We start from the raw sequence: 23,719 nt of genomic DNA on the forward strand, positions 1-23,719 counted from the left end.
GGCAGACGGGTTAATGATTTCCCTTTCTCGATTTAGACTGCTCTAAATTTTAAGGGGGGCGTTGTATGATTTCTTCCGTGCGCAGCACAATAAACGAAGTGGGTTTTGTCAAGACTTTTATGGAAAAATCAGGAGTGTCTGCGACGTCGTTTTTACCGAAGGGCTAAAAACAAGGCGGTAGATACCTTATTTTTTCCTAAAACCTGTCATGGTCTTGACAAGTTCCATAGGGCATTAGTAGGTTCTTTTAAGCCTGTCCACAAGGGAGCGTACGGGAAGTTAAGCGAACGCAGTGGGCGGGGCTTGAATAGAAATACTTATGCCCTGCCTGTTTTTCGATGCCCCGAAAAACAACTAAGGCTTCTTTTATTATAAAACCCCTTAAAATTGTCCCTAGACAAAATCCGGATGTCCCAGCAGTATCGAGCAAAACCCCAAGATGGCTTGCCGATACTGCGGTTAAGGAGATTTGGGTTTTGGCTTTCCGATTTCCTTTAAATCTTGCAATCAATGGAATAGGCATTTTTGTTCTGTCTCTGGAGTTTCCAGTTTCTTTGGTTTATCGTTTTTTATGGATGCTTTTAATGCTTTGCGCCGTTTTTCATAGATCCAAAGTCTCAGTCGTTTTAAAAGGGCCTGTTCGTAATTGGATAGTTCTTTCGGGGCTATATCTTCCATAGCTTCTACCATACTTTTGCTTTCAATATTAAATTGCGTGGCATATTGCAGTCCACACCAGGTATAGATATTGCACCATTCTGAAGACATGGGGGCTTCGAAGGTTCTTGGCATCATATAGGCCACTGTTTCCGTAATGGATGCCATTTTCTCGCCTTTCATAAGGCTCAGCATTCGGCTCATGGTAATTTTTTCCAATAAATCTTTTGGTATGGCATCTTGCCATGTGGTACTGTATATGATAACAGGGCTTGTTAGGGCATCCATGCATTCAAATACAAAATCTGATTTTGCTTTTTTCATGTTGAAGGGTTTTTGACGTTGTTTTGGAGTGGAGTTCACCTCGAAACCAAAATCGAGCTGTAATAGTTTAGGGTTTTCCATGATGGTATTTTTTTAGTTATTTGAAAAAAGAAAGCCAACTCTTGCGAGCAGGCCTTAAGATTTATAGCGTTTAAGTGCTTTAGAGTTCAAATTGTATGATCTCTTGTTCTATCTCTGATTTGCGCTGTTCCAAAGTGGACTGAAGGTGTTCCGTGACCAATTTGATCAGATTGGTATTGGTGGTCTTGAATTCCAGATTATGGGAATCCCTGATATGGAATGAGGCTGAACCACTTTGATTATAATTAAATTTTGTCAGTTCGCTCAATGTTTGTGTCAGGCGTTCCCGTTGTGTAGCTAAACCTCTAAGTTTTTCAAACTTTTGGATGCGGTCGTCCAAGTTGATCACTGGTTTTTCAACAACCGATCCCTTGTCCAGCGTAACGGTTTTTCCAATGACCGCTTCGGTCAGTTTCTTTTGGACTTCCTTTTTTACGGTTGCATTTTGTCTTTTTGCTGTTCCGTTTTGTTTTGCTTTTGTTTCCATGATAATGAAATTTTTATGTTAAACAATATTTGAGCACAACACAAACGGAAGACAAAATTTTGTCTCAAATTTTCGAGTGAAAAATTGGGGGAACCTCTGGGGGTACCGATTTTTTTAGGCAGATAAATTTGAACGCAAATATTTTGCGACGTTTAACTTTCGGGAATATTGGATGAATATCCATATCAAATATCTCAGTAAAAATCATTACATTTGCATTATTTAATAATAATCACACAGCATCATATAATAACATTTGTACGTCTTTAAATAATAATCAAAGCACAACATCAATAAATAATATCATAGTGGTTTAATCAAAAGTAAATGGCAAAACCTAGAGAAAAATTAGCCGAATCATTAGAACAATTAAAAACCATTCAAGATCAAGGGACAGTGGCTATAAAAGCATCTGATCTCTCTAGGGTTCATAGGGAACGCTTGGTCAAAAATGGATTTATACGTGAGGTGATTAAAGGTTGGTATATAATGCCCCCCCATGATGAACAAAAAGGGGATAGCACCTCTTGGTTTTCATCATTTTGGAAATTTTGTGCAAGATATCTGGAAGATCGATATGGTGAGGACTATTGTATTTCTGCTGAACAATCCCTTATGCTTCATGCAGGTAATGATTCTGTTCCAACGCAGTTGATTATACGTTCTACCAAAGGGAACAATGCCCAAACAACTTTATTATTTGGCACATCTTTATTTGTTATGAAATCGCCCCTACCCAATGTGGTAGAAATAGAACTAAAGAATGGTGTTAGAATGGTCAATTTAGCATCATCTATAGTGCACTCCACCCCTTCAATATTCACAAAACAACCCATAGAGGCCAGGACAGCCCTTATAATGATTAAGGATGCCTCAGAATTATTAGGCATTTTACTTGAGGGGGGGCATTCAACTATTGCAGGTCGATTGGCCGGTGCATACAGAAATTTAGGGCAGGATAAAATTGCTGATGATATTATCAAAACCATGAAATCGGCAGATTATGATGTTAGGGAATCCGACCCATTTGAAGAGCCCACACCTATAGTGTTCGATTTGCGGGAGCGATCTCCCTATGTAAATCGAATTAAATTGATGTGGCATGACATGAGAAAAGCGGTTATAGAGGTTTTTCCCCAATCACCTGGACTACCAAGAGATAAAGATGCCTATATCAAAACTATTGAAGATATTTATACAACGGATGCCTATCATTCCTTATCCATTGAAAGATACGCAGTAACACCAGAATTAATTGAACGCGTTAGAAGTGGCGCTTGGGATGCCAAAGAAAATGAAAATGACAGGAAACAAAGGGATGCCATGGCGGCAAGAGGGTATTGGCAAGCCTTTAAGAGCGTAAAAGAAAGTGTTATAAACATTTTAAATGGTGAAAATCCAGGAAAAGTAGTTGACAAAGACCACGGAGATTGGTATCGGGAATTGTTTGCTCCTAGTGTTGCGGTTGGTTTATTAAAGGCTTCTGATTTAGCAGGGTATAGAAATATACAGGTTTATATAGGCCAATCAAAACATACGCCCATTAATAAGGATGGTGTACGGGATGTTATGCCTTTACTTTTTGAATTATTGTCAAACGAAAAAGAAGCTAGTGTGAGGGCTGTCTTGGGACATTTCTTCTTTGTATATACGCACCCTTATGTTGACGGCAATGGGAGAATGGGGCGCTTCCTAATGAATACCATGTTAGCGTCTGGAGGATACCCCTGGACCGTTATACCTATTGAAGAAAGAGATAGATACATGAATGCTTTAGAGAGCGCAAGTTTTGGGAAAAATATCAAACCCTTTGCAGTATTTATTGCTTATTTGGTTGATGCTGCCCTAAAAGGAAAGCCAATTGCAAAATAGAAGTTTAAAGATCATATTCTAAATGAATAATTATACTTAACCACTTTTGCCTTAATTTGGGGACAAAACAACACTTAAATGTTAAATTTTTCATAAAAAGAGGCTAATTCGGTGTCAGTATCATTTTTACCCCTTGACAATCCCTTTTAAAGCCTAATAACTTCAAATTTTGGTTAGTTCCACCTTGAGTACTTAAAGCCTAATCTTAATACAAGATTAGGCTTTTTTAATTTTTAGTGAAATCTAAAAATGTGGGATAATTTTGCCATAGTTGCCAACCAACTACTTGCAATAATTTTTGCGACGGGATAAATTTTAATCAAACAATCTTCGTTTTTGCCTTTCCATTTTCATATAATCAATGATGGCTAACCACATTATTGCACTTGATAAAATTTGGTAGTCATCATTGATTATATGTAAAAACCGAAGTATGCCCCCAGTATATGCAACGACAACCCAGAATAGTTTTAAATAATCAAGCCTTTTTCTTATGGGCTTATTTAGAAAACTGAAGAAATAAATCAACACAGCAAATGCAAAACCAACAACAATAATTTCATTTCCGTACGGATAATGCAATATTTTAAATAATGCCCCAATAAGTATTATAGCAAATACACCTTTGAAAACCCTAAAATATTTGGTTCTAATGAATGTCCCATTTCGGATTAGCATAATAAAACCCGAAAATTCACTTATTGCAAGTCCAATATTTGTCCAGAATTCAGTATTAGGGCTGTACTTAAATTTTGAAACTAAAAAACTAATTAGAGCAATGACTAACCCTATAATTATAAGAACGACATAGTTGTAATTTTTTGCATTCATAATTTAAACGCCTGAAACTTTAGTTATCTTTATTTTACTTAAATCTTCAAATTTTATCTTTCAACTTCTGTTAACTACCCTTTTTAATAAATCCCTCACTCTATTTTCTGCCTTTCTTGAACTAATGTTCCTAGAAATTACTAACTCATTTATCTTAAGTAAATCTTCAGCTAGTGGCACATTGTTGCTTGCTGCAATCAATAAATCGTTTTGAGCCTTTTCATGCTCTTTAATTTTCATTAATATTCTCCCTCTTGTTAAATAAAAGCTTGGAGTCGATTGATGTATTTTTAAAGCCCTATCGAAATATTTAATTGCTTTTCTATATTTCTTGAATCTTTTGTAGCATAGCCCTGTGTTGTATTGGACTTTATAGTTTTCAGGAAATTTATCGACAATCTTTTTGTGTAACCTCAACGCTTTCCAGTTATCCTTATTTCTTAAATAACTATAAGCCAAATTTGCTTTAATTTCGTCTACTCTATAGTTGCCTTTTAGACTTGTTATGTAAGCTGGAATTGCAAGATGGTGTAACTCTCTTAGAGCATAACATTGAGCTTTAATGTAGTAAGCATAATATAGTGAGTTTTCTAGGCTTATCACTTTTTCACATTCTTTCCTAGCTTCATCAATATCATAGTTTACAAAGTATAGGCATGCTTTAAAAAAATGGAAAAGAACTAACTCTAATTTAGTTTTAAATATATCTGGGTTAATATTTTCAAAAGCAGATAGCTTTTCTTCTACATCAATTTCCTTTAGCTGAATAGCTAGTTTAAGAAACTCTCCAATATAAATATCTTTGACTTGGCCAGTAAACTCATCACATAATTGAACCGCTAACTCAGTTTCTCCATTTTCCCACTCATCAACAGCTCTATCAAGTAACTGAAATAAATAATCCGTATAATTTTCCTTAAGCGGATTTAGAAAAAAAGAATGGTTTAAAAACCTTTTTAAATCTAAGAAATTGAAGAATTCGTCATTGGTCATGTTTAATTTTCTTTTCCGATTTGGTTAATTTCCTCTGTTATCTTATTTCTTGAATCATTTAATGACTTTAATTCTCTAAATAAAATTGGAATACAAATGCCCGTCATTATTGCAAGTAAAGAATAACTATCAAAAGGTTCTGAAACCAAATATTCGGGTATCAAAGGGTTATCAGGTTTGCCAATAAAACTCATTAAATAATAACCAATTTCTAATGTTATTAGTACTGAAACGATAATAATTATGTTGTCAATTATTATTTTTTTCAATGTAAACTCTTTTCTTTTGGAGTTAAAAACTAGAGCAGCTATTGGAATTAAAGACAATAGTAAAAAATCGAAGTGGTTAGTCCTAAACCCAAGGAAATAGTCAAACTCCCCAATTTTTCTTTTAAAAAATGTTTGCAATATAAAAGGGTTAAAACTCATATAAGCAAATATTAAAATAGAGGTAATTACACTAATTATTTTAGCTTGGTTAGGTATCTTCTTCATTTTATAATTTATTAAATCTATATATCCAATCCGTAAACGAATTAGATATTTTCTCAACAGTATTTAAATCATGGTCAAAAAAATATACAGAACTGTTCTCGTTCTTTTGCTTTAAGTTTGACGTTAAAAACCCGAAAATGCTTCCCATACAATCAGAAGCAAAAGGAATTAAATCTGTTGACAGTTGGGATGTCCATTCATTCTTCTTGTCATATATAATCTTTTCAATGCTCCAAAAATCTTGTATGTCATTCAACTCTAAGTCATTATCAACTATAATATCTAATATACTTGGAGTCCAAACATCACCATAGCTTTTAATAAATAGTTTATAATCATTTGGAAGCACAATATTAAATTCACTTTCCAAATCATTAAGCTCTAAATCAGTTGCTTTAACCAAACTTTCATTTCTATTGTATTTATTAATAAATTCTTCAAAAATTTCCATTAGGCCTTAACTATATTATTTACTACTTTTTCAACTCTAATAATATCTTCTAAGGAAACAAGTTTAAGCGTTTTTATGAATAGGTTATCATTAATAATTTCAACCTCCAAGCCTTTTTCCTCTTCAAAAATTTCTAGAATTCGTTTTATATGAATAATTGCGTGGCTCTTTTTTAAAGTAAAGCATTCATATCGGTCTGACTTGATTTCATCATCATTCCTTAAGAGGTCAAAGATTTTTTCGGATGATGACTTCTCCCTAAAATAGTAATGACCATTAATTGAACTTATTTTTACCCAAAACATTAAATGAGATTCCCTATAATGTCCAGCCAAATTTAACTCAACAGACGGAAGAAAAACAAAGCCATTCTCAAACTTGTATAAATCTGAGTATGACCAATCATCGTAGTAATTTAAAGTCTTTGTTTCTTCTATAATACCTAGTTGTTCTTCAGAAAACTTGGCTCTCCTACAACTCTTACTTTCTCTTAAATAATTTAAAGCTATCTGAACCTGTTTCTCTCCTTCAGACGGCAATTTATCCAACTCTGTCTCTGATACTGTTTTAAACTCATTATCATGAGCTATCCAATGACCAGACTCAGCTTGTTCCAAAGTTAATTTTGCTCCTGTTTCTGGATCAATTATAAACTCATCTTTTAAACTCTCTTTAAGTTTTCTGTCATACTCTCTTTCTTCTGGAGTTCTACTAAACATCCAATAGATTAAAGCAATAACCACAACCGTAAGCCCTATAAACAAGAATATCTCAATATTATCCAAATGCTATAATTTATGTTTATTTTTAGATCTCATTAGCCTGCTTTAAAACAACTCTTTTCTTCTTCAGAACCGAACACCAACGGACATAACAAAAACACTTACTTTTTCACTATTTACCGCCTTTCTATCTGATTCGTTATTGTTCTATCCTTGATTTTATCATCACTTGCCAACATAAAAGCTTTGCTGAGAATTATTGATAGTGTTGCATCCCCTTCAAATGGTAAAAACACATTTTGTTCTTTCTTTCTATCAGCCACAATACATAAATATTGGTCATTGGGTTTCATTAAAATATTACCACTTCCCATATGAATTTTATAAATTCTCAATTTACCTTTAACCACAAGGAAATTGCCTTCAAAGCTGCAATGGTCTTTTATTTGTAGTTTGGGTATTAAAGTTTCAAGCAAATCTTTTCGTTGTGTTCCACTTATAGTAAGCTCGCCAAAAGAAAAACTATTCCAGTATCCACGAAATCTTTCTTCACCTCTATCTTGCCAATTTGGGTCAGCACCTATACTAGTAACTCCAACAAACAAATCGACATCTCGCATAGCTTCAGAAAAAACTATCGCAGGGACATCTACCATATTAACTTGATTAAACTCATCATAAAAACGAACTTGGTCGGTTTGTAGGTAATTAAGCACTCCTATTTCATTTGCTAAGTCATGCACCCCATCTGTTTCTGTCCAGAATTCTACTTTATACTTCCATGCAGGAATGGTTAAGGTAGGGGTGTTGAAAGAATCCCATTGCCCCTGAAGTTGATAACGCCATCCCCTTTCTCTACAGAGAGCATTAAAAATATGTTGTCTAATAATATGCGCTGCAAACCTATTAGAGTAAGAGTTTGTTGCCCTTTCTGCATCGGTAACGATATAAACTTCACGATGTGCTTGCTTAAACGGTTGCTTAACTTGGTTTTCAATTAACCACTCTCGCCATTGTTGGACTTCTCCAATGGTGACTTTTACTGGATGCCATAACTCTACTTTAGACTTATTGAAATTTAAATCTATTGCACCTTGAGGACTAACAAACTTATTATTACAATATATTGCACTTGTAGTTTTTGTATCAGTTTTAAAATTCCAAATGAGTTTTGTTCCGAAAAAAGCTAGAACTTTATTATCTAAATACAATTCTTTCCATTGGTTGAATTCCCATTCTCGTTTACTCAAAAATATTTTTTCAATCCTATTTTTTTGTGCGCTCAAATTGGACTGAATATCCTTAGCTTGCTTTTTAAAATCTTTTAAATCTTCGGGGAAATTATCTTTTACATGTTTTGGAATAGTTTTTATTTGTTTTCCTTTATCGTTTTCCCATAGTAAAGAAACCGTATTGGTATCTATTATTTTGATAATACCTTTATATGGGCCAAATGCTTTGATTATTTCGAAATCATCATTTAAATCGAAATCTTGAACCGCCAGCTCTTCTATTTCATCCATAGTTTTACCTTCAGCCTCGGCGACTCTAACAATAGCCTTCGTTATAAGGGATTGTACTGAAGGGTATTTAATCTTCATCCTAAACTTAGTTAGCCTAGAAACACCATCTCTATACGGCAATTTAGAAAAGGCATAAATACAGGCATTACCTAATTTCACACTTACAGCTCCATAACCTGGTAATTTTTTGAAACTCCATAAGCCCAATTCCTCAATAGATTGATTTAAGTTATCATCATTTAAAAGAGGGCTTGTCCATATTGCGGAGCGGAGTAATTGTAAATTTTCATCAGTTACAAAGGTAAATTCATATGCTTTATCCCTATGGATTACTTTTAAAAGTTGAATTAGAACCTCATTCCATGAAATGAGATTTTCGGTTAAAAAGGAAGTTCTGTTGATGGATTTAATTAGGGTTTCAGTTTCTTTTAACCATACATTTGTTGGTGTACTTTTTTCTTTTCCTTTTGAAAAATGCTTTAATAGATTAACAAAATTTGTTCTAGTCTCCCCATTGAAAGATTTTAGTGTATCCAATATTACTTTTCCTAATGCGTCACTTCCGCTAACTGTAAACTCTTTTGGATCTTCTTTAATAAGCTTGATTTTGTTTAAAACTTTGATTTCATCAGCATAAAGATTTCGTCGATGAGTAACCAGTCTTTGAATATTGGTAAGACTTTGTTTTAATTTTGGGGTAAGTGTGATGGCTTGAACCTTTTTTTCAATCCTACTCAAAAAGGGAATTATTGGCCAATCCGAAGTGTAAAAATAGCTTTTCTTTCTAGCTGAAAGTTCAATACTTAATTGTAATAATTCATCTTCGTTAAAATCTATGTCTTTTGAACGGACTAATAGACTTAGTAACTTTGAAAACACATCCTTAACATAATAAGATTCCCTGTGCCATTTATCACTATAGCTAATGTTTTTGTAATGAACCAATAAATGAATTAATTCTTTTTTAAAGGTCTCAGGTCTTTTTTTGAGAGTTTTATAGTGTTCAAGATTGCTAAGCTTTGCCGAATATCCCTCTTTAGTTTCTAAAGCTTCTTTTACAAGCGTATTCAAAAATGAATTAGCTTCATTGTTAATGATAGCTGGCTTTTGAGATTCCTTGTTATCAGAACTAAAAAGCCTTTTAAAAAAATTACTCATACTCTTAACCTCCTACTAATGGTGTTAATTTCAAGAAACTTATTTCAGTCTCAGGACTCACAAGTATTTCTTGGTCATAATCCGTTATTTGTTCATCATCAACAATTACAAAATACCCATTCTTAAGAAAAGCATCTAACGCCACATAAACTTGCTGTTCTGCATCAATGTTCTTATTTTTCTTTACCCTGAACCCATTTAATGTTCTCTCAGTATCACTTGGTTGGATTAATCCTTTAAAGATATCTGGTTTATTCTCGTTATAGGAGTTAACTTCAGATAGAACACGGGCAGTAATGATGTCCTTTAAGGTAGTTCGTTCATTTTCAACTTTAATTCTAATTTCATTGAGAATGTTTCCTGAAGCAGTTTGATCTTTTATTGTAATTGTTGTCATTAGTATATGGAATTTTCAACTTTACTAATCTAATAAAATTATATGAAATATCAGACAAACTCACCTGAAGGTTTCCATAGATACACTAAGTATGTAATACTTCCCTTTTTTTAACCCACATCTTCTCTGTCTTTCCCTAGTACATCACAGACTATTTCTTTATCTTTATTACAAGTTAACATTATTGATTAAATCTAACTTTGCTTACTAGATATGAATTCAGAAGCTCTAAGAAAACTACAAGCCCCGTTAAAAGAAAAATACCGGGAACAGCCACAAACGGCTAAAATAACCTTAAAAGCAGAGGGCAATATAGGTACTGGCATTTCTTGTAAAGTTGATACTGGACGTGCCTTGGTAGAAGCTGGATTGCACCCAGCTACCGGAGGGAATGGCATGTTAGCCTGTTCTGGCGATCTGCTTCTTGAAGCCCTAGTTGCTTGCGCCGGTGTTACACTGCAAGCAGTTGCAACGGCCATTGGCATTTCCATTCGTAACGGACAGGTTAAGGCTGAAGGCGATCTGGATTTTCGCGGTACTCTGGGAGTTTCCAAAGAGGCTTCTGTTGGTTTTGAAAGCATTCGCCTTTCCTTTGTTTTGGATTGTGACGCTACCGAAGAGCAAATGCAAAGTCTGGCCAAATTAACAGAACGCTACTGTGTAGTCTATCAAACCTTAACAAAAGGGGTTCAGGTCCAGTCCTCTTATAGTAAATTACATTAAGGCATCTTTAACCACAAGTTATGTCCTTAAACGTATTACATAAGCTATCTGATTTTCTGGAACATACCTCCAAAATGCCCGCTTTATTCTTGGGACATGGTAGCCCTATGAATGCTATCGAAGAAAACGAATTTGTAGAAGGTTTTAGAAATGTAAGCAAATCCATACCCAAACCCAAAGCCATTGTATGTATTTCTGCCCATTGGGAGACCAAAGGCACCCATGTAACGGCTATGGAAAACCCTAGAACTATTCATGACTTTGGCGGTTTTCCCAGAGCACTTTTTGAGGTACAATACCCTGCTCCCGGGAGTCCAGAACTAGCAAAGCAGACCAAGCAGCTTATCAAAAAAACAACGGTTGGACTCGATACGCACTGGGGATTAGATCACGGTGCATGGAGCGTAATAAAACACCTGTATCCTGAAGCAGATGTACCTGTTATTCAGTTGAGCTTGGATCGCACCAAACCCGCGCAATACCATTTTGAACTCGCCAAAGAACTATCAATACTCCGAAAAAAAGGTCTTCTGATAGTGGGTAGCGGCAACACTGTTCACAACTTAGGGCTCGTAGCCTGGCATAAATTATCGGGAACACCTTTTGCTTTCGACTGGGCTATAGAGGCAAACGAAAAGATGAAAGATTTTATACTAAAAGAAGACTTCAACAGCCTCATCGACTATAAAGCACAGGGCAAAGCCTTTGAGCTTGCCATTCCTACACCAGAACATTATTTGCCTTTATTATATACCTTAGCACTAAAAGAAAATCAAGATGAAATCACCCTCTTTAATGACCAACCCGTAGGTGGGTCTTTGTCTATGACCTCAGTAAAGCTATCATAAACACATTGTTATCCCTTAAAGGCTGTTAGGTAGTTCGCCTAAACATTGGAAACGACACTTATAAAACCAACTATTAAAATAAGAACCAATACAAAACTCCTAAATTGTTCTTGAGAAATATTATTTAATATTCTTTTACCAATCCAAGTACCCAAAATACTTACTACAATTAAAATAGGAATGAGATACAAATCGCGTTTATGCATATACCCATTAAAATAATAAATAATAGAACGGCTAAAATCTACGCCAAAATCTATAATGGCCGATGTTGCTATAAATTTATCTTTCTCAATCTTAAAGGCCGCTAAAGTAATTCCTCTAATAGCACCACCAGTCCCTAGCAAACCTGCACTTAATCCGGACAAGGCTCCTCCAATCATAGCATTTTTCGCTTTTGGCTTAACAGCTAACTCCCTAAACATTAGAAACAATAAACTCAACCCTATCAAAAAACCTCCCAATATATAGGTTAATATTTTAGGGTCTAAAAACTTACTAAAGTAAGCTCCAACAGAAACAAACACAACAGCAGGAATACCTAAAGTCAACACAATTTTCTTGTCAAAACCTTTTCTAAACAAAACAATTTTAGACATATTACTCGATAAATGGTATAATGCCGTAATTCCTAAAACAGATTGAAAATCGAAAAAAAAGTTAGCAATAGGCACAAAAAAAACTGAAGAACCAAAGCCTCCAACAGTTCCTAACACCTCTGCTAATAGCGACAGTATAACAAAAACCGGAAGATATTTTAAGAGCATATGGAATACCAGTTAGAGGGGTTGTTTTTATAGCGATTCATTTTTCAATAATATGTTCCTTTTCTAAGGCCTTAATTACGGCCTTAACATATAAATCTATGGTTTCTTTCATATCTGTTGGATCAACAAGATCATAAAATCCCGTCCATACCAAATTAGATCTTCCTACTTTCTCTAAATGATAAAGTGAGGTTTCGATAGTATACACCTTATATCGCGTATAGTAATCCTGATTAAAAAGGGCTTCTTGGTATAGTAAATAATACCCTATAAATTTTCTTAAGCGATAGTCTGTTTTTGCCGACTTACTACTATACGATGCTTTTTCATTAACCCCCTTAACTGCCGACATCAATACTGTATCGTACCCAACCGAGAGTAAGGTGTCAACCTGAGCTTTAATTTCCGCTTCTGTTCGCTTTGCATCATGAAATACACTTTCAAATGCAACAACACTTTGCATTGTATTAATTTTGTATGCATTAAGAGCATTTGCCAATTGAAATTCAAACGCCTTTCGCGCCTCTAAATTAGGTGTTACACCTATAACCAAAACTCTTTTGGGGCTAATTGTTTTGTACTCCAAGTTTCGCCAATGATCGGTCAGCTTTGCTGATGAACACGACAACCCCAACGAACAAACCATAAGCCCCACTAGAAATTTCATCATTAAGATTTTTAAACATGCTATTGAAGTAAGCGCTTTTGCTTACCCTCTTTTATAATATTCTTAATAAGGGCAAATAAACTTTTTTTCAACGTTTTGTAACGTTTCATAAAATCACCCATCTCCAAAATAAGAGCCCTGTGTGCTTCTTTATACCGTACTTCTTCCTCTGGTTGATCAATACCATCTACCATTACTTCCAGTTCCTTTTCATGCTTTTTAACAGCCCCTATTAATGTTTTGGTTTCAAGCTGTAAAGCGCTTAACCTATCTATTAGCTCTTTGCTATCCTTATAATGTTTGGAATCTATAAGTTGTAAGGTATAGGAAACCACCAAATCATCAAAGAACAACTGTTCGTCGTTCACGAAATTAAGTTCGGATAGCCATTCTCGTGAAGCATTATGCATAACCTCTGCATTTAACCATACTTCGTACTTGGCATTATCGTTTATTGTTTTCATTGGTTTTAAATTTTATAGTCCTTAATTAGTATTTATAATATTTGTTCTAACTTTCTTAACTAACCAAAGAAGCAGAAAACAATGTCTTTATCGGAGCCGACATTACTTTCTGCTTCATCCATTTAGTTTTTAAATAATTTGAATACCGTTAAGATCAAATTACTTCGATCACCTTTTTTGGAGGTGCCTGTCTTTCTTTTTTCTTTAAAAGATTTAATCTTAAAATACCATTCTTGTAAGTCGCATTAACTTTGTTTTCGGGATCAACATTATCTGGCAACCTTAATGATCTTTTAAAAGCATCGTAACTAAACTCCTTACGGATATAGTCTTCTTCTTTTTCTTCAGTTTCATGTTGCTTTTCTGCACTAACGCTTAGCATGCTATCGTTAATGGTTATTTCAAAATCTTTTTTAGAAAAACCAGGAGCGGCGAATTCAACCTCGAAATCATTTTCGTGCTCTTTTATATTCATTTCGGGCATTAAACTGTCTTCTACGAAGAAATCGTCGTTAAAAAAATCATCAGAACTCAAAAAGCTCTTCAAGCCACTATTACTCCAAGGGAATAATCTGTTTCGATTGTTAAATTTAATAAGTGTCATTGGTCATATATTTTAAGTTAAACTTGATTTCCTGCACCTAATGTATCTATTGAAATTGGTTTGTACAATGATATATATCAGACACTTGCATTTTAATTAAAAATAATGGCTTCTGTAATTTTTAAAATTTATGGAATCGGTTCTTTTTCCCAACTAAACTGTCAGTGTTACCACTTCATACAATTTAGGAATTAACACCTGCCAATGGAATGTGTCCCTAATTTTTACCCTAAAAGCATTGAGTGCTTCAGGCTCACCGTGAACCAAAAAAACTTTCTCCGGAATGTTTTTAATAAGGGCAAGCCAATTTATAAGTTCTTGTTGATCGGCATGAGCAGATAAACTCTCAATACTTTTAACACTTGCTTTCACAGGATAATATTTCCCATAAAACTTAATTTCGTGTACTCCAGACAACAATTGATGTCCTCGTGTTCCTTCGGCCTGATAACCCACCAACAAAACTGTTGTTAAGGGATCGTCTATAAGTTGCTGTAAATAGGTTAACACCCGTCCGCCCGTAACCATACCGCTGCCTGCTATAACTATTTTAGAACGCTTGTCGTCAACCGTTTCCCAGGTTTCTTTATACGATTCAATAATATTAACATGGCTGTACATGCTTCTATAATCGGCATCAGAAAGTTTATGCCACTTTGTAAACCTATTAAATACTTCCAGTACGTTATTCCCCATCGGGCTGTCAACAAAGACAGGCACATTAGGTATTTTATTCTTTTTATACAGTTTCCAAAGGATATACATTAAGGTCTGTAAACGCTCTACCGCAAAACTTGGGATTACCAAATTACCATGTTTATGAAACGTTTCATTAATTATATGAGCCAGTACCGCTTCGACATTTTCTTTGGGGTGCAGTTTATTACCGTAGGTACTTTCAATAAATATATAATCTGCCCATTCTGGTCTTTTAGGGGCATCAAGTAAATAGTCATTATTTCTTCCAATATCTCCTGAAAAGACAAAACGCTTGCCCTTAATATCCAATTCTATAAAAGTAGCCCCGATAATATGCCCATTAAGCTTAAAACGGCACGAAATATTTTCAGACAAGACCATCCATTTATCTACAACCCCCTCCTGAAAAAGGCTTAGTGTTTTTTCAACATCATATGCAGTAAACAAAGGCAATGCTGGATCATGTTTTGTATATCCTTCCTGATTAGCCTTTTTGGCTTCCTCGGCATATATCTTAGCACTGTCCCTTAAAATAATTTCTGCAATAGACAAAGTAGGAGCTGTTCCAATAATTGCTCCCTCAAAGCCTTGTTGGATTAATCGAGGTAAATAGCCTACATGATCCAGGTGTCCATGAGTTAACAACACCACATCAACAGCTGGAACATCAATTGGAAGACGCTCCCAGTTTAACTGTCTTAGCTCCTTAAGCCCCTGAAACATCCCGCAATCGATCAGGATGTTCTTTTCAGAAGTTTCTATAAGAAATTTTGATCCAGTAACTGTCCCCGACGCTCCTAAAAAATGAACTTTCACATGCGCATCCATATCCTATCATTTGTGGCACAGCATTTTTATTTCACCCAGCACTTTATCCTTTCTTACATCAGACAGACCTAAATGATCTAAATAAAAAGCATTGTCTACCAATTCTCTAAACAACACAACACCCCTACTTAACAAAAACTGCTTCTCATTATTGGTTAACAAGGTTGAAACTGTAATAGGATAGAGTCCCAACCTATCTATTCTATCTTTTAAACCATTATCTTTGGGATAATCCCAACTTAGTAAATACAAATTTGCGCATGTGCCATAGGCTATCGCATCTTTGGTAAATCGGGTGTTCGTTACAACCCATCCCTGGGTTAATTTGCCTTTGTTTGTTATAACTTCCCAATTGGCTTTCACATCGTTATACCTGCTATGAATGTACAATGGTATCTTAACATTACAATTAAGCCCTTGTTCGCCATGAAATTTACACTCCACTAAAATAGACTCGTTGTTTTTTTGGGCTATAACATCTATTTCATGAGAAACACATACTCCCTTTAAAATGCTTCCTATCTCAACTTCGTATCCTGAGTATTTTAAAATAGCTCCTATAAACCGTTCAAAGGGAAATCCTGTTGGCCCCAATTCGTAAATTGCCCTTTTTAGTTTATACTTAGAAGCCAGATAACTTTTTTTACTCTTAAGCAAAGCATAGGCTCTATTATAAATTTCTTTTGTTGAAATGCCATGATACAATTCATCGCGAACCACGTCTATAATCTTTGATACTGTTTCGTTATCGGCTCCAGAATACCTTAAGGACCGCCGTAACTTTTCCAATGAAAACTTTACTTTCTCCCCAGAAGATTTTATGATATCTATAGTTTTTGCTTTCATAGGACATTCAATCCTTTTTACAAACTTAACACGTACCTTAAAAAGTTACGAAACTATGGCGCTACACCCTATTCTGGAATCACCAAGAAAGGTATTTTTAGATGAAAGCCAATTTTTTCAATAACAGCTTCTTTTACAATATTTTCAATAAAACCGTGCTTGTAATTAAGCATGACTAGAATTTCTATGTCCAATTCCTCTATAAAGTCATTAATTTCTTCGGCTTTCTTTGCATATTTGGGCATCCAGTGAAAACTATGGTCGCAATCCTCTAAATAACCTTTTAGTTTACTCAGGTTATAGGTTTGTACCTCACTTAGCTTCTCTTCAACATTAATATGTACTATCCTAATCTTAGAATTGTACAAATCGGCCAATTGTTTTAGTGGATCTATCTCTTTGTCACTATAAAACCGAGTAAAGTCTGTAGGGAATGCTATTTGCTTAGGTATTAAAAATTCGTAAGCTTCGGGCACAATTAAAACAGGGCAAATCCGCATAGCCTTAATAATATTTACCGTATTGCTCCCAAAGAAAATCTCCTTTACCCCAGATGATCCTTTAGTTCCCATAACAATCAAATCGATATGGTATTTTGCAACAGCCATATCTATAGCATCCTTTAGCGTTTTAGTGCTTAAAATAATCTTAAAGTCATGGTTTGCATTGGTATTGGTCTTTTCTGCCAGATCCTTTAAATCTTCTAACTCCTTCAAAGCAGCATCGTTAACTGTTTTTGCTAGCTTGTTAGACAGATCGTACATGGTAGGCATCTTAATGGCTGTTGAATTTAAAAAATAGAAGGTACAGACTTCATCTGCATAAAGTTTCATAACATAAACAGCAGCGCTCCAGGAATTATCTGAGAAATCGGTTGGTAATAAAATGTGTCGTTCCATAACTTAAATTTATTTGTTTTTTGAAGGGATTACTAAAAACGGGACTTTTAGATGAAATCCTATTTGATTTATTTTTGATTTAAAGAATATATTCTCAAAAAAAGAATGCTTATTATTAATCATGGTTAATAAATTAACCCTTGTACTTAATTGAAAATTAGCAATGGCCTCTTGTACCGTTTGGTTACTTACACTATGAAACACATGAGGCACTTTTTTTATTAAACTTTCCAGCTTTTGTTTATTGCTTTTTTGATTGTCGGACAGGTCATAACCATACGACACGTTTAAAACATGAACTTTAGAGCCATACAAACTCGCAGTCTCAATTATGGGCTGTAGTTGACGTTCATCATAATCTATTTCATAGTCTGTTGGGAATAAGATATCCTGCGGATGTTCAAAAGTAAAATCCTTAGGTATTGCTAATACAGGACAGGTCATATTCTTAAAAACATGTACAGTATTGGAGCCAAACAATACTTCTTTAGCCCCAGTTGCCCCTGTAGTTCCCATTACTATATAATTAATATTCTTTTCGCTAACAATATCCTTAATTTCTGGTATTAAGGTGTTAAATGCTGAAATGCTCTCAAAACTGTGATTGGCGTTGCGAAATGTTTCATTAATTTTATTTTCCAACGCACTTAACGCTTCTAAGGAGGCTTCTCTTACAGCATCCCCCAAACCATATTGAGCTGGATTAGCCAGCACATATTCAACATGGTATACTACAGGCGTATAGGTATTTAACAAATAAAATCGACAAATATCATGTTTAAAAAACTGTAACGCATAAGCTATGGCATTCCAGGAATTTTCAGAAAAATCGGTGGGAAGCAATATCTTTTTCATGACATTATTCTTTAAGTTAGTGTTTTAATCTCTTTTTGTGTTTTGTAATGCCAAAAACGGCATGTTTAAATTCAAGCTCAATGTATCTATAATGGATTCATTAAGTATATTTTCTAAGAAAGAATGTCTGGTATTAACCATAACCAACATATCTATATTATTTCCCTTAATATACTCATAAATAGCATGTTTTATATTTCTACTTTTTACAACCTTAAAATGTACTTCATTTTTATAAAGTTCTTCCTTTATAAATCTCTTATTATCTTCTTGTCGTAAAGAAAGCTTACTGCTTTTGGAAATATAGAGTACATCAATGGCTGCCCTAAACGGAGAAGCCATTTCACACAGCAACTTTAATTCTCTTCTTTTGTACGGAATCATGTAATTGGTCGGAAAAAGGATATGCTCTGGTTGTTGATACTTATAATGTTGGGGAATAACCAAAACTGGGCATTGTACATATCTTAAAATTTGTAGTGTATAACTACCAAAGGTTATTTTTTTATTATTTGTTTTACCTCTGGTTGCCATCACAATGATATCAATATTTTGTGCTTCCACTATACCATCAATGAGATCAACTAGTAGGTCATTTGACGAAACACCATGAAACGTATGTTTAGGGTTCGTAGCGTGGGCACTCATGTTCGCTATTAATTCTTGGAGTCGCTCTTTAGATTTATTGGATACTTTTTTTGTTACTACTGGTAAATTATCCCGGGTTAGTAGTGATTCGTCTTCATAAATTTCATCTTGATAGGCATGCACTATATAAAACTCACTGATTTGGTACTTGAACAATTGCATAGCATAGACCAATGCGTTCATCGCATTATCTGAAAAATCGGTAGGGATCAATACTTTTCTCATGACTATACTATTATTCTTTTAAAATTAAATAAGCTATATTCTAAAAACAATGATATTTGTCAGATAGGCATCAGCCATTCAAAATCGAATTGTTTGTTCTTTCAATGCCTTTCATGCAGTACCAAAAAAGGAATATCTGTGTGGTAACTGATGTTTTCTACATTTGAATGGAATAGGATCTGTTGAAAATAGTTTAGGTTTTTTGCCACCATAACCACCATATTAACACCTCTACTTTCTACAAAACACTGAATGGCATCCTCTATTTTTTTATTGGTTAAAAAATGAAAGCTAAAGTCATAATAACTAAAGTAATCTTTCAATAATTCTTTAGTGTTTTCCTGATCGCTATTTAACTCCGAATGTCTTTTACTAACGTGAACTATCCGCAAGGTTGCCTTATAACGTTCTAAAATATCGAGAACGGGTTGTAAGGTATCAATATGGTAAAACAAATGAAAATCGGTCGGAAAAGCTACCTCTTTAGGCCTCGTAAAAGTGGCATTCTCTGGTACAACCAATGTTGTACACCGCACTTTTGTTATTACATCACCTGTGTTGCTCCCTGCAATTATTTTTGGTAAACCGGAAGCGCCTTTTGTCCCCATAACAATCAAGTCTATGCGATTTTCATCGACATGCTTACGAATCGAATCTATAAAAAAATCATGATCGGTTTGTGCATAAAATTTATATGATTTGTTAGAAGAGCATTCTAATGAGATACGTTTTAAAATGTTTCGTAACTTGTTCTTAGCTGGCTTGGTATATATTGCCTCTATAACCTCTGGCGTTTGGATATAGTCATCTTCTTCCGTTATAATATTGTTTAAACGGTTAACATGGAGTAAATAAAAGTTACACTCATTATTTTCAAAAAAATTCAGAGCATATTTTATGGCATTCCACGAATTATCCGAAAAATCTGTTGGCAATAAAATATTTTTCACCTAATAGCACTTTTATTCATTAAAAGTAGTGCTACATCTATTGAAACAAAATGATATTCATCAGATTTGGTTCTTAAACTTGCCAGCAAATACTTTGAAGCTTTTTGATGTCCAAAATCTTGATATTACGCCCTTCTATTTCAATAATCCCCTGCTTTTTAAAATGGGTCATGGTACGTATCAAGGTTTCGGTAGCGATACCTGCCACACTTGCTAAATCACTACGGGATATCTTTATTGGATCTTCTGAGCTTGGATTCATTTTCTTTGCAAATTGTAAAATAGTGGCTGCTGTTTTCTTATTTACCGAACCATAAGCCATATGCAACAGTTGTTCTTTTAGCCCGGAAAGGTTTTCTGTGAGCAGCTGTATAAATTCTAAAGTTACCTTGTAATTGTCACTCAAAAGTGACATAAGATCGGTTTTAGAAATCCCCGTGAGTTCTGTTACTTTTAAAGTCTCTGCTGTTTCCTTATAGGGCACACTTTCTGTAAGCGAAGTAAACCCAAATATATCATTTTCTTTGTATAGAGCAGTAATCAATTCTTTACCCTGCTCATCCAATTTATAAGATTTTACAAGCCCCTTTTTAACTAAATAGATATAATTAGAATTATTCCCTTCTCTATAAATGACCTCATCCTTTCGAACGTCGAAGTGTTGTCCATTATCCTCAAATACTTTTATTAAATCGTCAAACACCTTTATTTCGGTACTTTCCTCCTGTATTGGCTCTGGGGTTTTGCTTCTCAAATCTTTTAAAATAGCCGCCTTTGCTAACCTGCTTTTAATAGCACTAATAAGTTCTTCTTCACTAAAAGGTTTGGTTATATAATCATCGGCTCCCATATCCATACCTCTTCTTACATCAGCGTGTTCTGTTTTGGCCGAAAGAAAAATAAAAGGAATGTGTTGGGTTTTCTTGTTTTTAGAAAGGGTCTGTAATACACCATAGCCGTCCAACTCTGGCATCATAATATCACAAATTATAAGATCTGGGAAGTATTTCAATGCTGCCGATACCCCTATTTTTCCATTAGCAACTGCTATAACCTTATAATTGTTGAGCTCAAATAATTCAACGGTGTTTTCTCTTAAAACCACATCGTCTTCTATCAATAATATGCTTTTCATAATATTGCTTTGTTAGGAATGGTCACAATAAATGTTGTCCCTTTATGCTCTATACTTTTAAAGGAGATTGTTCCTTTCAAGTTTTCCAGATGATCTTTCACTATACTAAGTCCGATACCCGTACCTTGAATATTAAGCACATTTTCTGCCCTAAAATAGCGCTGAAAAATATTCTTTTGCTCAGCTACTGGAATACCTACACCTTGGTCTTCTACCTTAAATGTTGTTTGACTTTTATCCTGTTTTATTTCGATATCTATAACCGAATGCTCAGGCGAATACTTCAAAGCATTATACACCAGGTTAAATAATATAAGTTCTATAATCTTTTCGTCTTGGTATAAAGAAAACTCATCGATGTTTTGGGGATAATTTATTTTCTGTCCTTCTTTGAGTAGCATGTTACAACTATAAACAACTTCATTAACCACTTTACTCAATTTAAAATCACTGAATTTATAATTTACCTTACCTGTTTCCAGTTTTTCAATAGATAAAAAGTCATTTAAAATACTATTTAAATAATGTACTTTGTCCGTTATAATACCAATATGCCTGTCTCGCCTTTCTTGTTCTTCCTCCAATTTGTACTTGCCTAACAAAGTAGCTGAAGTTAAAATACCACTTAAAGGTGTTTTAAACTCATGCGAAACCAACGACAAAAATTTGGTTTTAAGCTCGTTTATTTCTTTTTCTTTACTAAGTGCTTCCTGTAACTGCTTTGTTCTTTTATGTACAGTATTCTCCAATTTCATCAAGTAACTTTTTCGTTCGGTGATATCCAAAATAATGGCAACAAAAACAGCTCTATCACCTAAATAGGATACTTGTAAATGCACTTCTACGGGATAGGTTGATCCATCCTTACGTTTATGAATTGTCTCAAACTCTAACTTATCTTCTTCCTTACTAAGCAGTGGCGCTATAGTCTTTCTAAATGCCTCTTCGGTATACTCCGGTTTTAAATCTATAGGAGTCATATCTTTTAAAGCTTCCATCGTAAAACCGATATTCCTTTGCGCACCATAATTCACATTTAAAAAGTGTAATGTCCTGGCATCAAAAACGTATATTTCGTTTAAGGATTCATTTAAAATAGTCGCTAAATGAAGCCGTTCGTCTTCGGTTTTTCTCTGAAGCGTTACATCGTTTTGAATACCTATAAAATTCGTTACTTCACCATTATTATTCGTTATTGGAGTAATAAATAAGCGGTTCCAGAACATAGTCCCGTCCTTTTTATAATTGCGCAATGTAACCTGACAGCTTTCGCCATTTTTAATGGCTTCTCTCAACGTTCCTAGAACATCTTGCTTGGTATCGGTCCCTTGTAAAAACCGACAATTTTTATTTAACACCTCTTCTTGAGAATAACCAGTAAGTTCCTGGAAAGCAGTATTGCAATATATTATCGGATTATCGGGTTTTAAGGCATCTGTTATAAGGATCCCATTACTTGCAGATTGCAATGCCATATTCCTTAGCATCAAACTCCTCTCTATCTCTTTTTTTGAGGAAATATCTTTAACCAAAGCCATTATAAGCCTAGCCCCGTCCATATTAATGGGATGCAACTCCACTTCAATAGGGAATATATCACCTGTTTTATGCATTCCATAAACATCAACCATTGCTTCTCCCATTTTACGAGACACCTGTTTTTCAATAAATGCATTGAAATAAACATGATGAGAAGCATGATAGGTTTCCGGAATAAGAATATTAAGAGACTTTCCTTCTAGTTCCCCATCAGAATACCCAAAAAAACGATTGGCAGATGCATTAACCCGCACGATCTCCTGATGGTTATTCACTATAATAACCCCCTCATAAACCGCTTCTAAAAGCACATCAAATATTTCTTTTTCTGCTTTGGTCATACTTAATACATGAGCCCATTAAAAGTACGAAAAAAAAGATACTTGAACGTATGAGAACTGACCAATATCATATACCATACAATGGTTTGTATGTACCTTTATTACATCAATTAATGTTTAGTAAAATGAATGCTATCAAGAACATGACATTACAGTTTTACCAAAACCTTGGAAAGTTATTTTATGCCATTGCAGCAGCAGATCGGGTTGTGGAAACCAAGGAATTTGAAACGCTGAAAGAGCTTGTAAAAAATCAGTGGCTTGAGGTCGACGACATTAATGATGCCTTTGGCTCCGATGCTGCCTATCAGATAGAAATTGTTTTTGACTGGCTCAACACCCATGAAACAGAGCTTAGCATTGAAAAATACTTTAACGATTTTATAGCCTATAAAAATGAACAAAAGCATTTATTTACAGATGCCGTAAATAAATTAATAATTAGAACAGCAAGTGCTATTGCTGCTTCGTTTTCAGGAATTAACAAATCGGAACTCATTTTACTGGCCAAACTTGATATGGAATTAAAGAAGTAAGCTAAAAACCATTACATTTATAAATCGCTTTGGACAAAAAAATATTGAATATCCGTTATGTGACATAAAGTAAAAACAGAGCTTTGTCATACTATGTTCCGACATGCTCAAAACAGGCTTTGGAGGAATCTCTTAAACAATCTTATATAATTTAA

The 23,719-nt window shown here is 34.5% G+C and carries 26 protein-coding genes; 5 read left to right on the forward strand and 21 right to left on the reverse strand.

Going from position 1 to position 23,719, the window contains the following annotated elements; translation table 11 throughout:
• Nucleotides 1-105 precede the first annotated feature (105 nt).
• Nucleotides 106-375 carry a hypothetical protein gene (locus ABD792_RS05120; protein ID WP_345004748.1) on the forward strand — a complete coding sequence of 90 codons (270 nt, stop codon included), beginning with the start codon at nt 106-108 and terminating at the stop codon, nt 373-375.
• Nucleotides 376-507: 132 nt separating this feature from the next.
• Here the strand turns inward: ABD792_RS05120 and ABD792_RS05125 are convergent, their stop codons facing one another.
• Both ABD792_RS05125 and ABD792_RS05130 read right to left on the reverse strand, forming a co-directional pair.
• Nucleotides 508-1,062 carry a hypothetical protein gene (locus ABD792_RS05125; RefSeq protein WP_345004749.1) on the reverse strand — a complete coding sequence of 185 codons (555 nt, stop codon included), beginning with the start codon at nt 1,060-1,062 and terminating at the stop codon, nt 508-510.
• 79 nt (nt 1,063-1,141) lie between these two features.
• On the reverse strand, nt 1,142-1,549 hold the full coding sequence (locus ABD792_RS05130; RefSeq protein ID WP_345004750.1) for a hypothetical protein: 408 nt from the start codon (nt 1,547-1,549) through the stop codon (nt 1,142-1,144).
• Between the two features lie 327 nt (nt 1,550-1,876).
• On the opposite strand from ABD792_RS05130, the gene ABD792_RS05135 reads away from it, so the two are divergent.
• Nucleotides 1,877-3,421, forward strand: a complete 1,545-nt coding sequence (locus ABD792_RS05135; RefSeq protein WP_345004751.1) for a Fic family protein — start codon at nt 1,877-1,879, stop codon at nt 3,419-3,421.
• 315 nt (nt 3,422-3,736) lie between these two features.
• Here the strand turns inward: ABD792_RS05135 and ABD792_RS05140 are convergent, their stop codons facing one another.
• From ABD792_RS05140 to ABD792_RS05170, 7 genes are all read right to left on the reverse strand, one after another.
• Nucleotides 3,737-4,252, reverse strand: a complete 516-nt coding sequence (locus tag ABD792_RS05140) for a GldL-related protein (RefSeq protein WP_345004752.1) — start codon at nt 4,250-4,252, stop codon at nt 3,737-3,739.
• A 60-nt stretch (nt 4,253-4,312) separates the two neighbouring features.
• A complete protein-coding gene (locus ABD792_RS05145) occupies nt 4,313-5,245 on the reverse strand; it encodes a tetratricopeptide repeat protein (RefSeq protein ID WP_345004754.1) in 933 nt (310 codons plus the stop codon).
• Between the two features lie 2 nt (nt 5,246-5,247).
• Complete coding sequence (locus ABD792_RS05150) at nt 5,248-5,739, reverse strand: hypothetical protein (RefSeq protein ID WP_345004755.1); 492 nt, start codon at nt 5,737-5,739, stop codon at nt 5,248-5,250.
• 1 nt (nt 5,740) lies between these two features.
• Complete coding sequence (locus ABD792_RS05155) at nt 5,741-6,190, reverse strand: SMI1/KNR4 family protein (protein ID WP_345004756.1); 450 nt, start codon at nt 6,188-6,190, stop codon at nt 5,741-5,743.
• Entirely contained in the window at nt 6,190-6,975 is a 786-nt protein-coding gene (locus ABD792_RS05160) for a hypothetical protein (protein ID WP_345004757.1), read from the reverse strand. The genes ABD792_RS05155 and ABD792_RS05160 overlap by 1 nt, the downstream gene beginning before the upstream one ends.
• A 113-nt stretch (nt 6,976-7,088) precedes the next feature.
• Nucleotides 7,089-9,593, reverse strand: coding sequence for a DUF4132 domain-containing protein (locus ABD792_RS05165; protein ID WP_345004759.1), 2,505 nt, complete (start codon nt 9,591-9,593; stop codon nt 7,089-7,091).
• A 4-nt stretch (nt 9,594-9,597) separates the two neighbouring features.
• On the reverse strand, nt 9,598-9,990 hold the full coding sequence (locus ABD792_RS05170; protein ID WP_345004760.1) for a hypothetical protein: 393 nt from the start codon (nt 9,988-9,990) through the stop codon (nt 9,598-9,600).
• A 213-nt stretch (nt 9,991-10,203) separates the two neighbouring features.
• Here ABD792_RS05170 and ABD792_RS05175 point away from each other — a divergent pair, with 213 nt between their 5' ends.
• Both ABD792_RS05175 and ygiD read left to right on the forward strand, forming a co-directional pair.
• Nucleotides 10,204-10,713, forward strand: a complete 510-nt coding sequence (locus ABD792_RS05175) for an OsmC family protein (protein WP_345004761.1) — start codon at nt 10,204-10,206, stop codon at nt 10,711-10,713.
• Nucleotides 10,714-10,733: 20 nt separating this feature from the next.
• Entirely contained in the window at nt 10,734-11,561 is an 828-nt protein-coding gene (gene ygiD / locus ABD792_RS05180; RefSeq protein ID WP_345004762.1) for a 4,5-DOPA-extradiol-dioxygenase, read from the forward strand.
• A 38-nt stretch (nt 11,562-11,599) separates the two neighbouring features.
• On the opposite strand, the gene ABD792_RS05185 is transcribed toward ygiD, so the two are convergent.
• The 12 genes from ABD792_RS05185 to ABD792_RS05240 form a co-directional block, all read right to left on the reverse strand.
• Nucleotides 11,600-12,328 (reverse strand): sulfite exporter TauE/SafE family protein, encoded by a 729-nt coding sequence (locus tag ABD792_RS05185; protein WP_345004763.1) that lies wholly within the window; start codon nt 12,326-12,328, stop codon nt 11,600-11,602.
• A gap of 37 nt (nt 12,329-12,365) precedes the next feature.
• The gene (locus tag ABD792_RS05190) at nt 12,366-12,998 is read right to left on the reverse strand and encodes a hypothetical protein (RefSeq protein WP_345004764.1); all 633 of its coding nucleotides are present in this window, start codon (nt 12,996-12,998) and stop codon (nt 12,366-12,368) included.
• A gap of 17 nt (nt 12,999-13,015) precedes the next feature.
• The gene (locus tag ABD792_RS05195; protein ID WP_345004765.1) at nt 13,016-13,459 is read right to left on the reverse strand and encodes a hypothetical protein; all 444 of its coding nucleotides are present in this window, start codon (nt 13,457-13,459) and stop codon (nt 13,016-13,018) included.
• Nucleotides 13,460-13,613: 154 nt separating this feature from the next.
• Nucleotides 13,614-14,063: an Hsp20/alpha crystallin family protein gene (locus tag ABD792_RS05200; protein ID WP_345004766.1), complete on the reverse strand. Its 450-nt coding sequence runs from the start codon at nt 14,061-14,063 to the stop codon at nt 13,614-13,616.
• A 153-nt stretch (nt 14,064-14,216) separates the two neighbouring features.
• Nucleotides 14,217-15,590 (reverse strand): MBL fold metallo-hydrolase RNA specificity domain-containing protein, encoded by a 1,374-nt coding sequence (locus ABD792_RS05205; RefSeq protein ID WP_345004767.1) that lies wholly within the window; start codon nt 15,588-15,590, stop codon nt 14,217-14,219.
• Between the two features lie 6 nt (nt 15,591-15,596).
• Nucleotides 15,597-16,436 carry a restriction endonuclease gene (locus tag ABD792_RS05210; protein WP_345004768.1) on the reverse strand — a complete coding sequence of 280 codons (840 nt, stop codon included), beginning with the start codon at nt 16,434-16,436 and terminating at the stop codon, nt 15,597-15,599.
• A gap of 68 nt (nt 16,437-16,504) precedes the next feature.
• Nucleotides 16,505-17,335, reverse strand: coding sequence for a universal stress protein (locus tag ABD792_RS05215; protein WP_345004769.1), 831 nt, complete (start codon nt 17,333-17,335; stop codon nt 16,505-16,507).
• Between the two features lie 9 nt (nt 17,336-17,344).
• Nucleotides 17,345-18,190 (reverse strand): universal stress protein, encoded by an 846-nt coding sequence (locus ABD792_RS05220; RefSeq protein WP_345004770.1) that lies wholly within the window; start codon nt 18,188-18,190, stop codon nt 17,345-17,347.
• Nucleotides 18,191-18,214: 24 nt separating this feature from the next.
• The gene (locus ABD792_RS05225) at nt 18,215-19,063 is read right to left on the reverse strand and encodes a universal stress protein (RefSeq protein ID WP_345004771.1); all 849 of its coding nucleotides are present in this window, start codon (nt 19,061-19,063) and stop codon (nt 18,215-18,217) included.
• Between the two features lie 101 nt (nt 19,064-19,164).
• Nucleotides 19,165-20,013: a universal stress protein gene (locus ABD792_RS05230; RefSeq protein ID WP_345004772.1), complete on the reverse strand. Its 849-nt coding sequence runs from the start codon at nt 20,011-20,013 to the stop codon at nt 19,165-19,167.
• 73 nt (nt 20,014-20,086) lie between these two features.
• Entirely contained in the window at nt 20,087-21,148 is a 1,062-nt protein-coding gene (locus tag ABD792_RS05235) for a response regulator (RefSeq protein ID WP_345004773.1), read from the reverse strand.
• Nucleotides 21,145-23,028, reverse strand: coding sequence for a PAS domain-containing sensor histidine kinase (locus ABD792_RS05240; RefSeq protein WP_345004774.1), 1,884 nt, complete (start codon nt 23,026-23,028; stop codon nt 21,145-21,147). The genes ABD792_RS05235 and ABD792_RS05240 overlap by 4 nt, the downstream gene beginning before the upstream one ends.
• A 50-nt stretch (nt 23,029-23,078) precedes the next feature.
• Between ABD792_RS05240 and ABD792_RS05245 the strand changes: the two genes are divergently transcribed.
• Nucleotides 23,079-23,564, forward strand: a complete 486-nt coding sequence (locus ABD792_RS05245) for a hypothetical protein (protein WP_345004775.1) — start codon at nt 23,079-23,081, stop codon at nt 23,562-23,564.
• Nucleotides 23,565-23,719: the final 155 nt, after the last annotated feature.

The organism is Snuella lapsa, assembly GCF_039539345.1.
GTDB lineage: Bacteria > Bacteroidota > Bacteroidia > Flavobacteriales > Flavobacteriaceae > Snuella > Snuella lapsa.

Coding starts and splice junctions, on each gene's coding strand:
- ABD792_RS05125 (WP_345004749.1), bottom strand. CDS start 1,062: ATGGAAAACCCTAAACTATTACAGCTCGATTTTGGTTTCGAGGTGAAC.
- ABD792_RS05130 (WP_345004750.1), bottom strand. CDS start 1,549: ATGGAAACAAAAGCAAAACAAAACGGAACAGCAAAAAGACAAAATGCA.
- ABD792_RS05135 (WP_345004751.1), top strand. CDS start 1,877: ATGGCAAAACCTAGAGAAAAATTAGCCGAATCATTAGAACAATTAAAA.
- ABD792_RS05140 (WP_345004752.1), bottom strand. CDS start 4,252: ATGAATGCAAAAAATTACAACTATGTCGTTCTTATAATTATAGGGTTA.
- ABD792_RS05145 (WP_345004754.1), bottom strand. CDS start 5,245: ATGACCAATGACGAATTCTTCAATTTCTTAGATTTAAAAAGGTTTTTA.
- ABD792_RS05150 (WP_345004755.1), bottom strand. CDS start 5,739: ATGAAGAAGATACCTAACCAAGCTAAAATAATTAGTGTAATTACCTCT.
- ABD792_RS05155 (WP_345004756.1), bottom strand. CDS start 6,190: ATGGAAATTTTTGAAGAATTTATTAATAAATACAATAGAAATGAAAGT.
- ABD792_RS05165 (WP_345004759.1), bottom strand. CDS start 9,593: ATGAGTAATTTTTTTAAAAGGCTTTTTAGTTCTGATAACAAGGAATCT.
- ABD792_RS05170 (WP_345004760.1), bottom strand. CDS start 9,990: ATGACAACAATTACAATAAAAGATCAAACTGCTTCAGGAAACATTCTC.
- ABD792_RS05175 (WP_345004761.1), top strand. CDS start 10,204: ATGAATTCAGAAGCTCTAAGAAAACTACAAGCCCCGTTAAAAGAAAAA.
- ygiD (WP_345004762.1), top strand. CDS start 10,734: ATGTCCTTAAACGTATTACATAAGCTATCTGATTTTCTGGAACATACC.
- ABD792_RS05185 (WP_345004763.1), bottom strand. CDS start 12,328: ATGCTCTTAAAATATCTTCCGGTTTTTGTTATACTGTCGCTATTAGCA.
- ABD792_RS05190 (WP_345004764.1), bottom strand. CDS start 12,998: ATGATGAAATTTCTAGTGGGGCTTATGGTTTGTTCGTTGGGGTTGTCG.
- ABD792_RS05195 (WP_345004765.1), bottom strand. CDS start 13,459: ATGAAAACAATAAACGATAATGCCAAGTACGAAGTATGGTTAAATGCA.
- ABD792_RS05200 (WP_345004766.1), bottom strand. CDS start 14,063: ATGACACTTATTAAATTTAACAATCGAAACAGATTATTCCCTTGGAGT.
- ABD792_RS05205 (WP_345004767.1), bottom strand. CDS start 15,590: ATGGATGCGCATGTGAAAGTTCATTTTTTAGGAGCGTCGGGGACAGTT.
- ABD792_RS05210 (WP_345004768.1), bottom strand. CDS start 16,436: ATGAAAGCAAAAACTATAGATATCATAAAATCTTCTGGGGAGAAAGTA.
- ABD792_RS05215 (WP_345004769.1), bottom strand. CDS start 17,335: ATGGAACGACACATTTTATTACCAACCGATTTCTCAGATAATTCCTGG.
- ABD792_RS05220 (WP_345004770.1), bottom strand. CDS start 18,190: ATGAAAAAGATATTGCTTCCCACCGATTTTTCTGAAAATTCCTGGAAT.
- ABD792_RS05225 (WP_345004771.1), bottom strand. CDS start 19,063: ATGAGAAAAGTATTGATCCCTACCGATTTTTCAGATAATGCGATGAAC.
- ABD792_RS05235 (WP_345004773.1), bottom strand. CDS start 21,148: ATGAAAAGCATATTATTGATAGAAGACGATGTGGTTTTAAGAGAAAAC.
- ABD792_RS05240 (WP_345004774.1), bottom strand. CDS start 23,028: ATGACCAAAGCAGAAAAAGAAATATTTGATGTGCTTTTAGAAGCGGTT.
- ABD792_RS05245 (WP_345004775.1), top strand. CDS start 23,079: ATGAGAACTGACCAATATCATATACCATACAATGGTTTGTATGTACCT.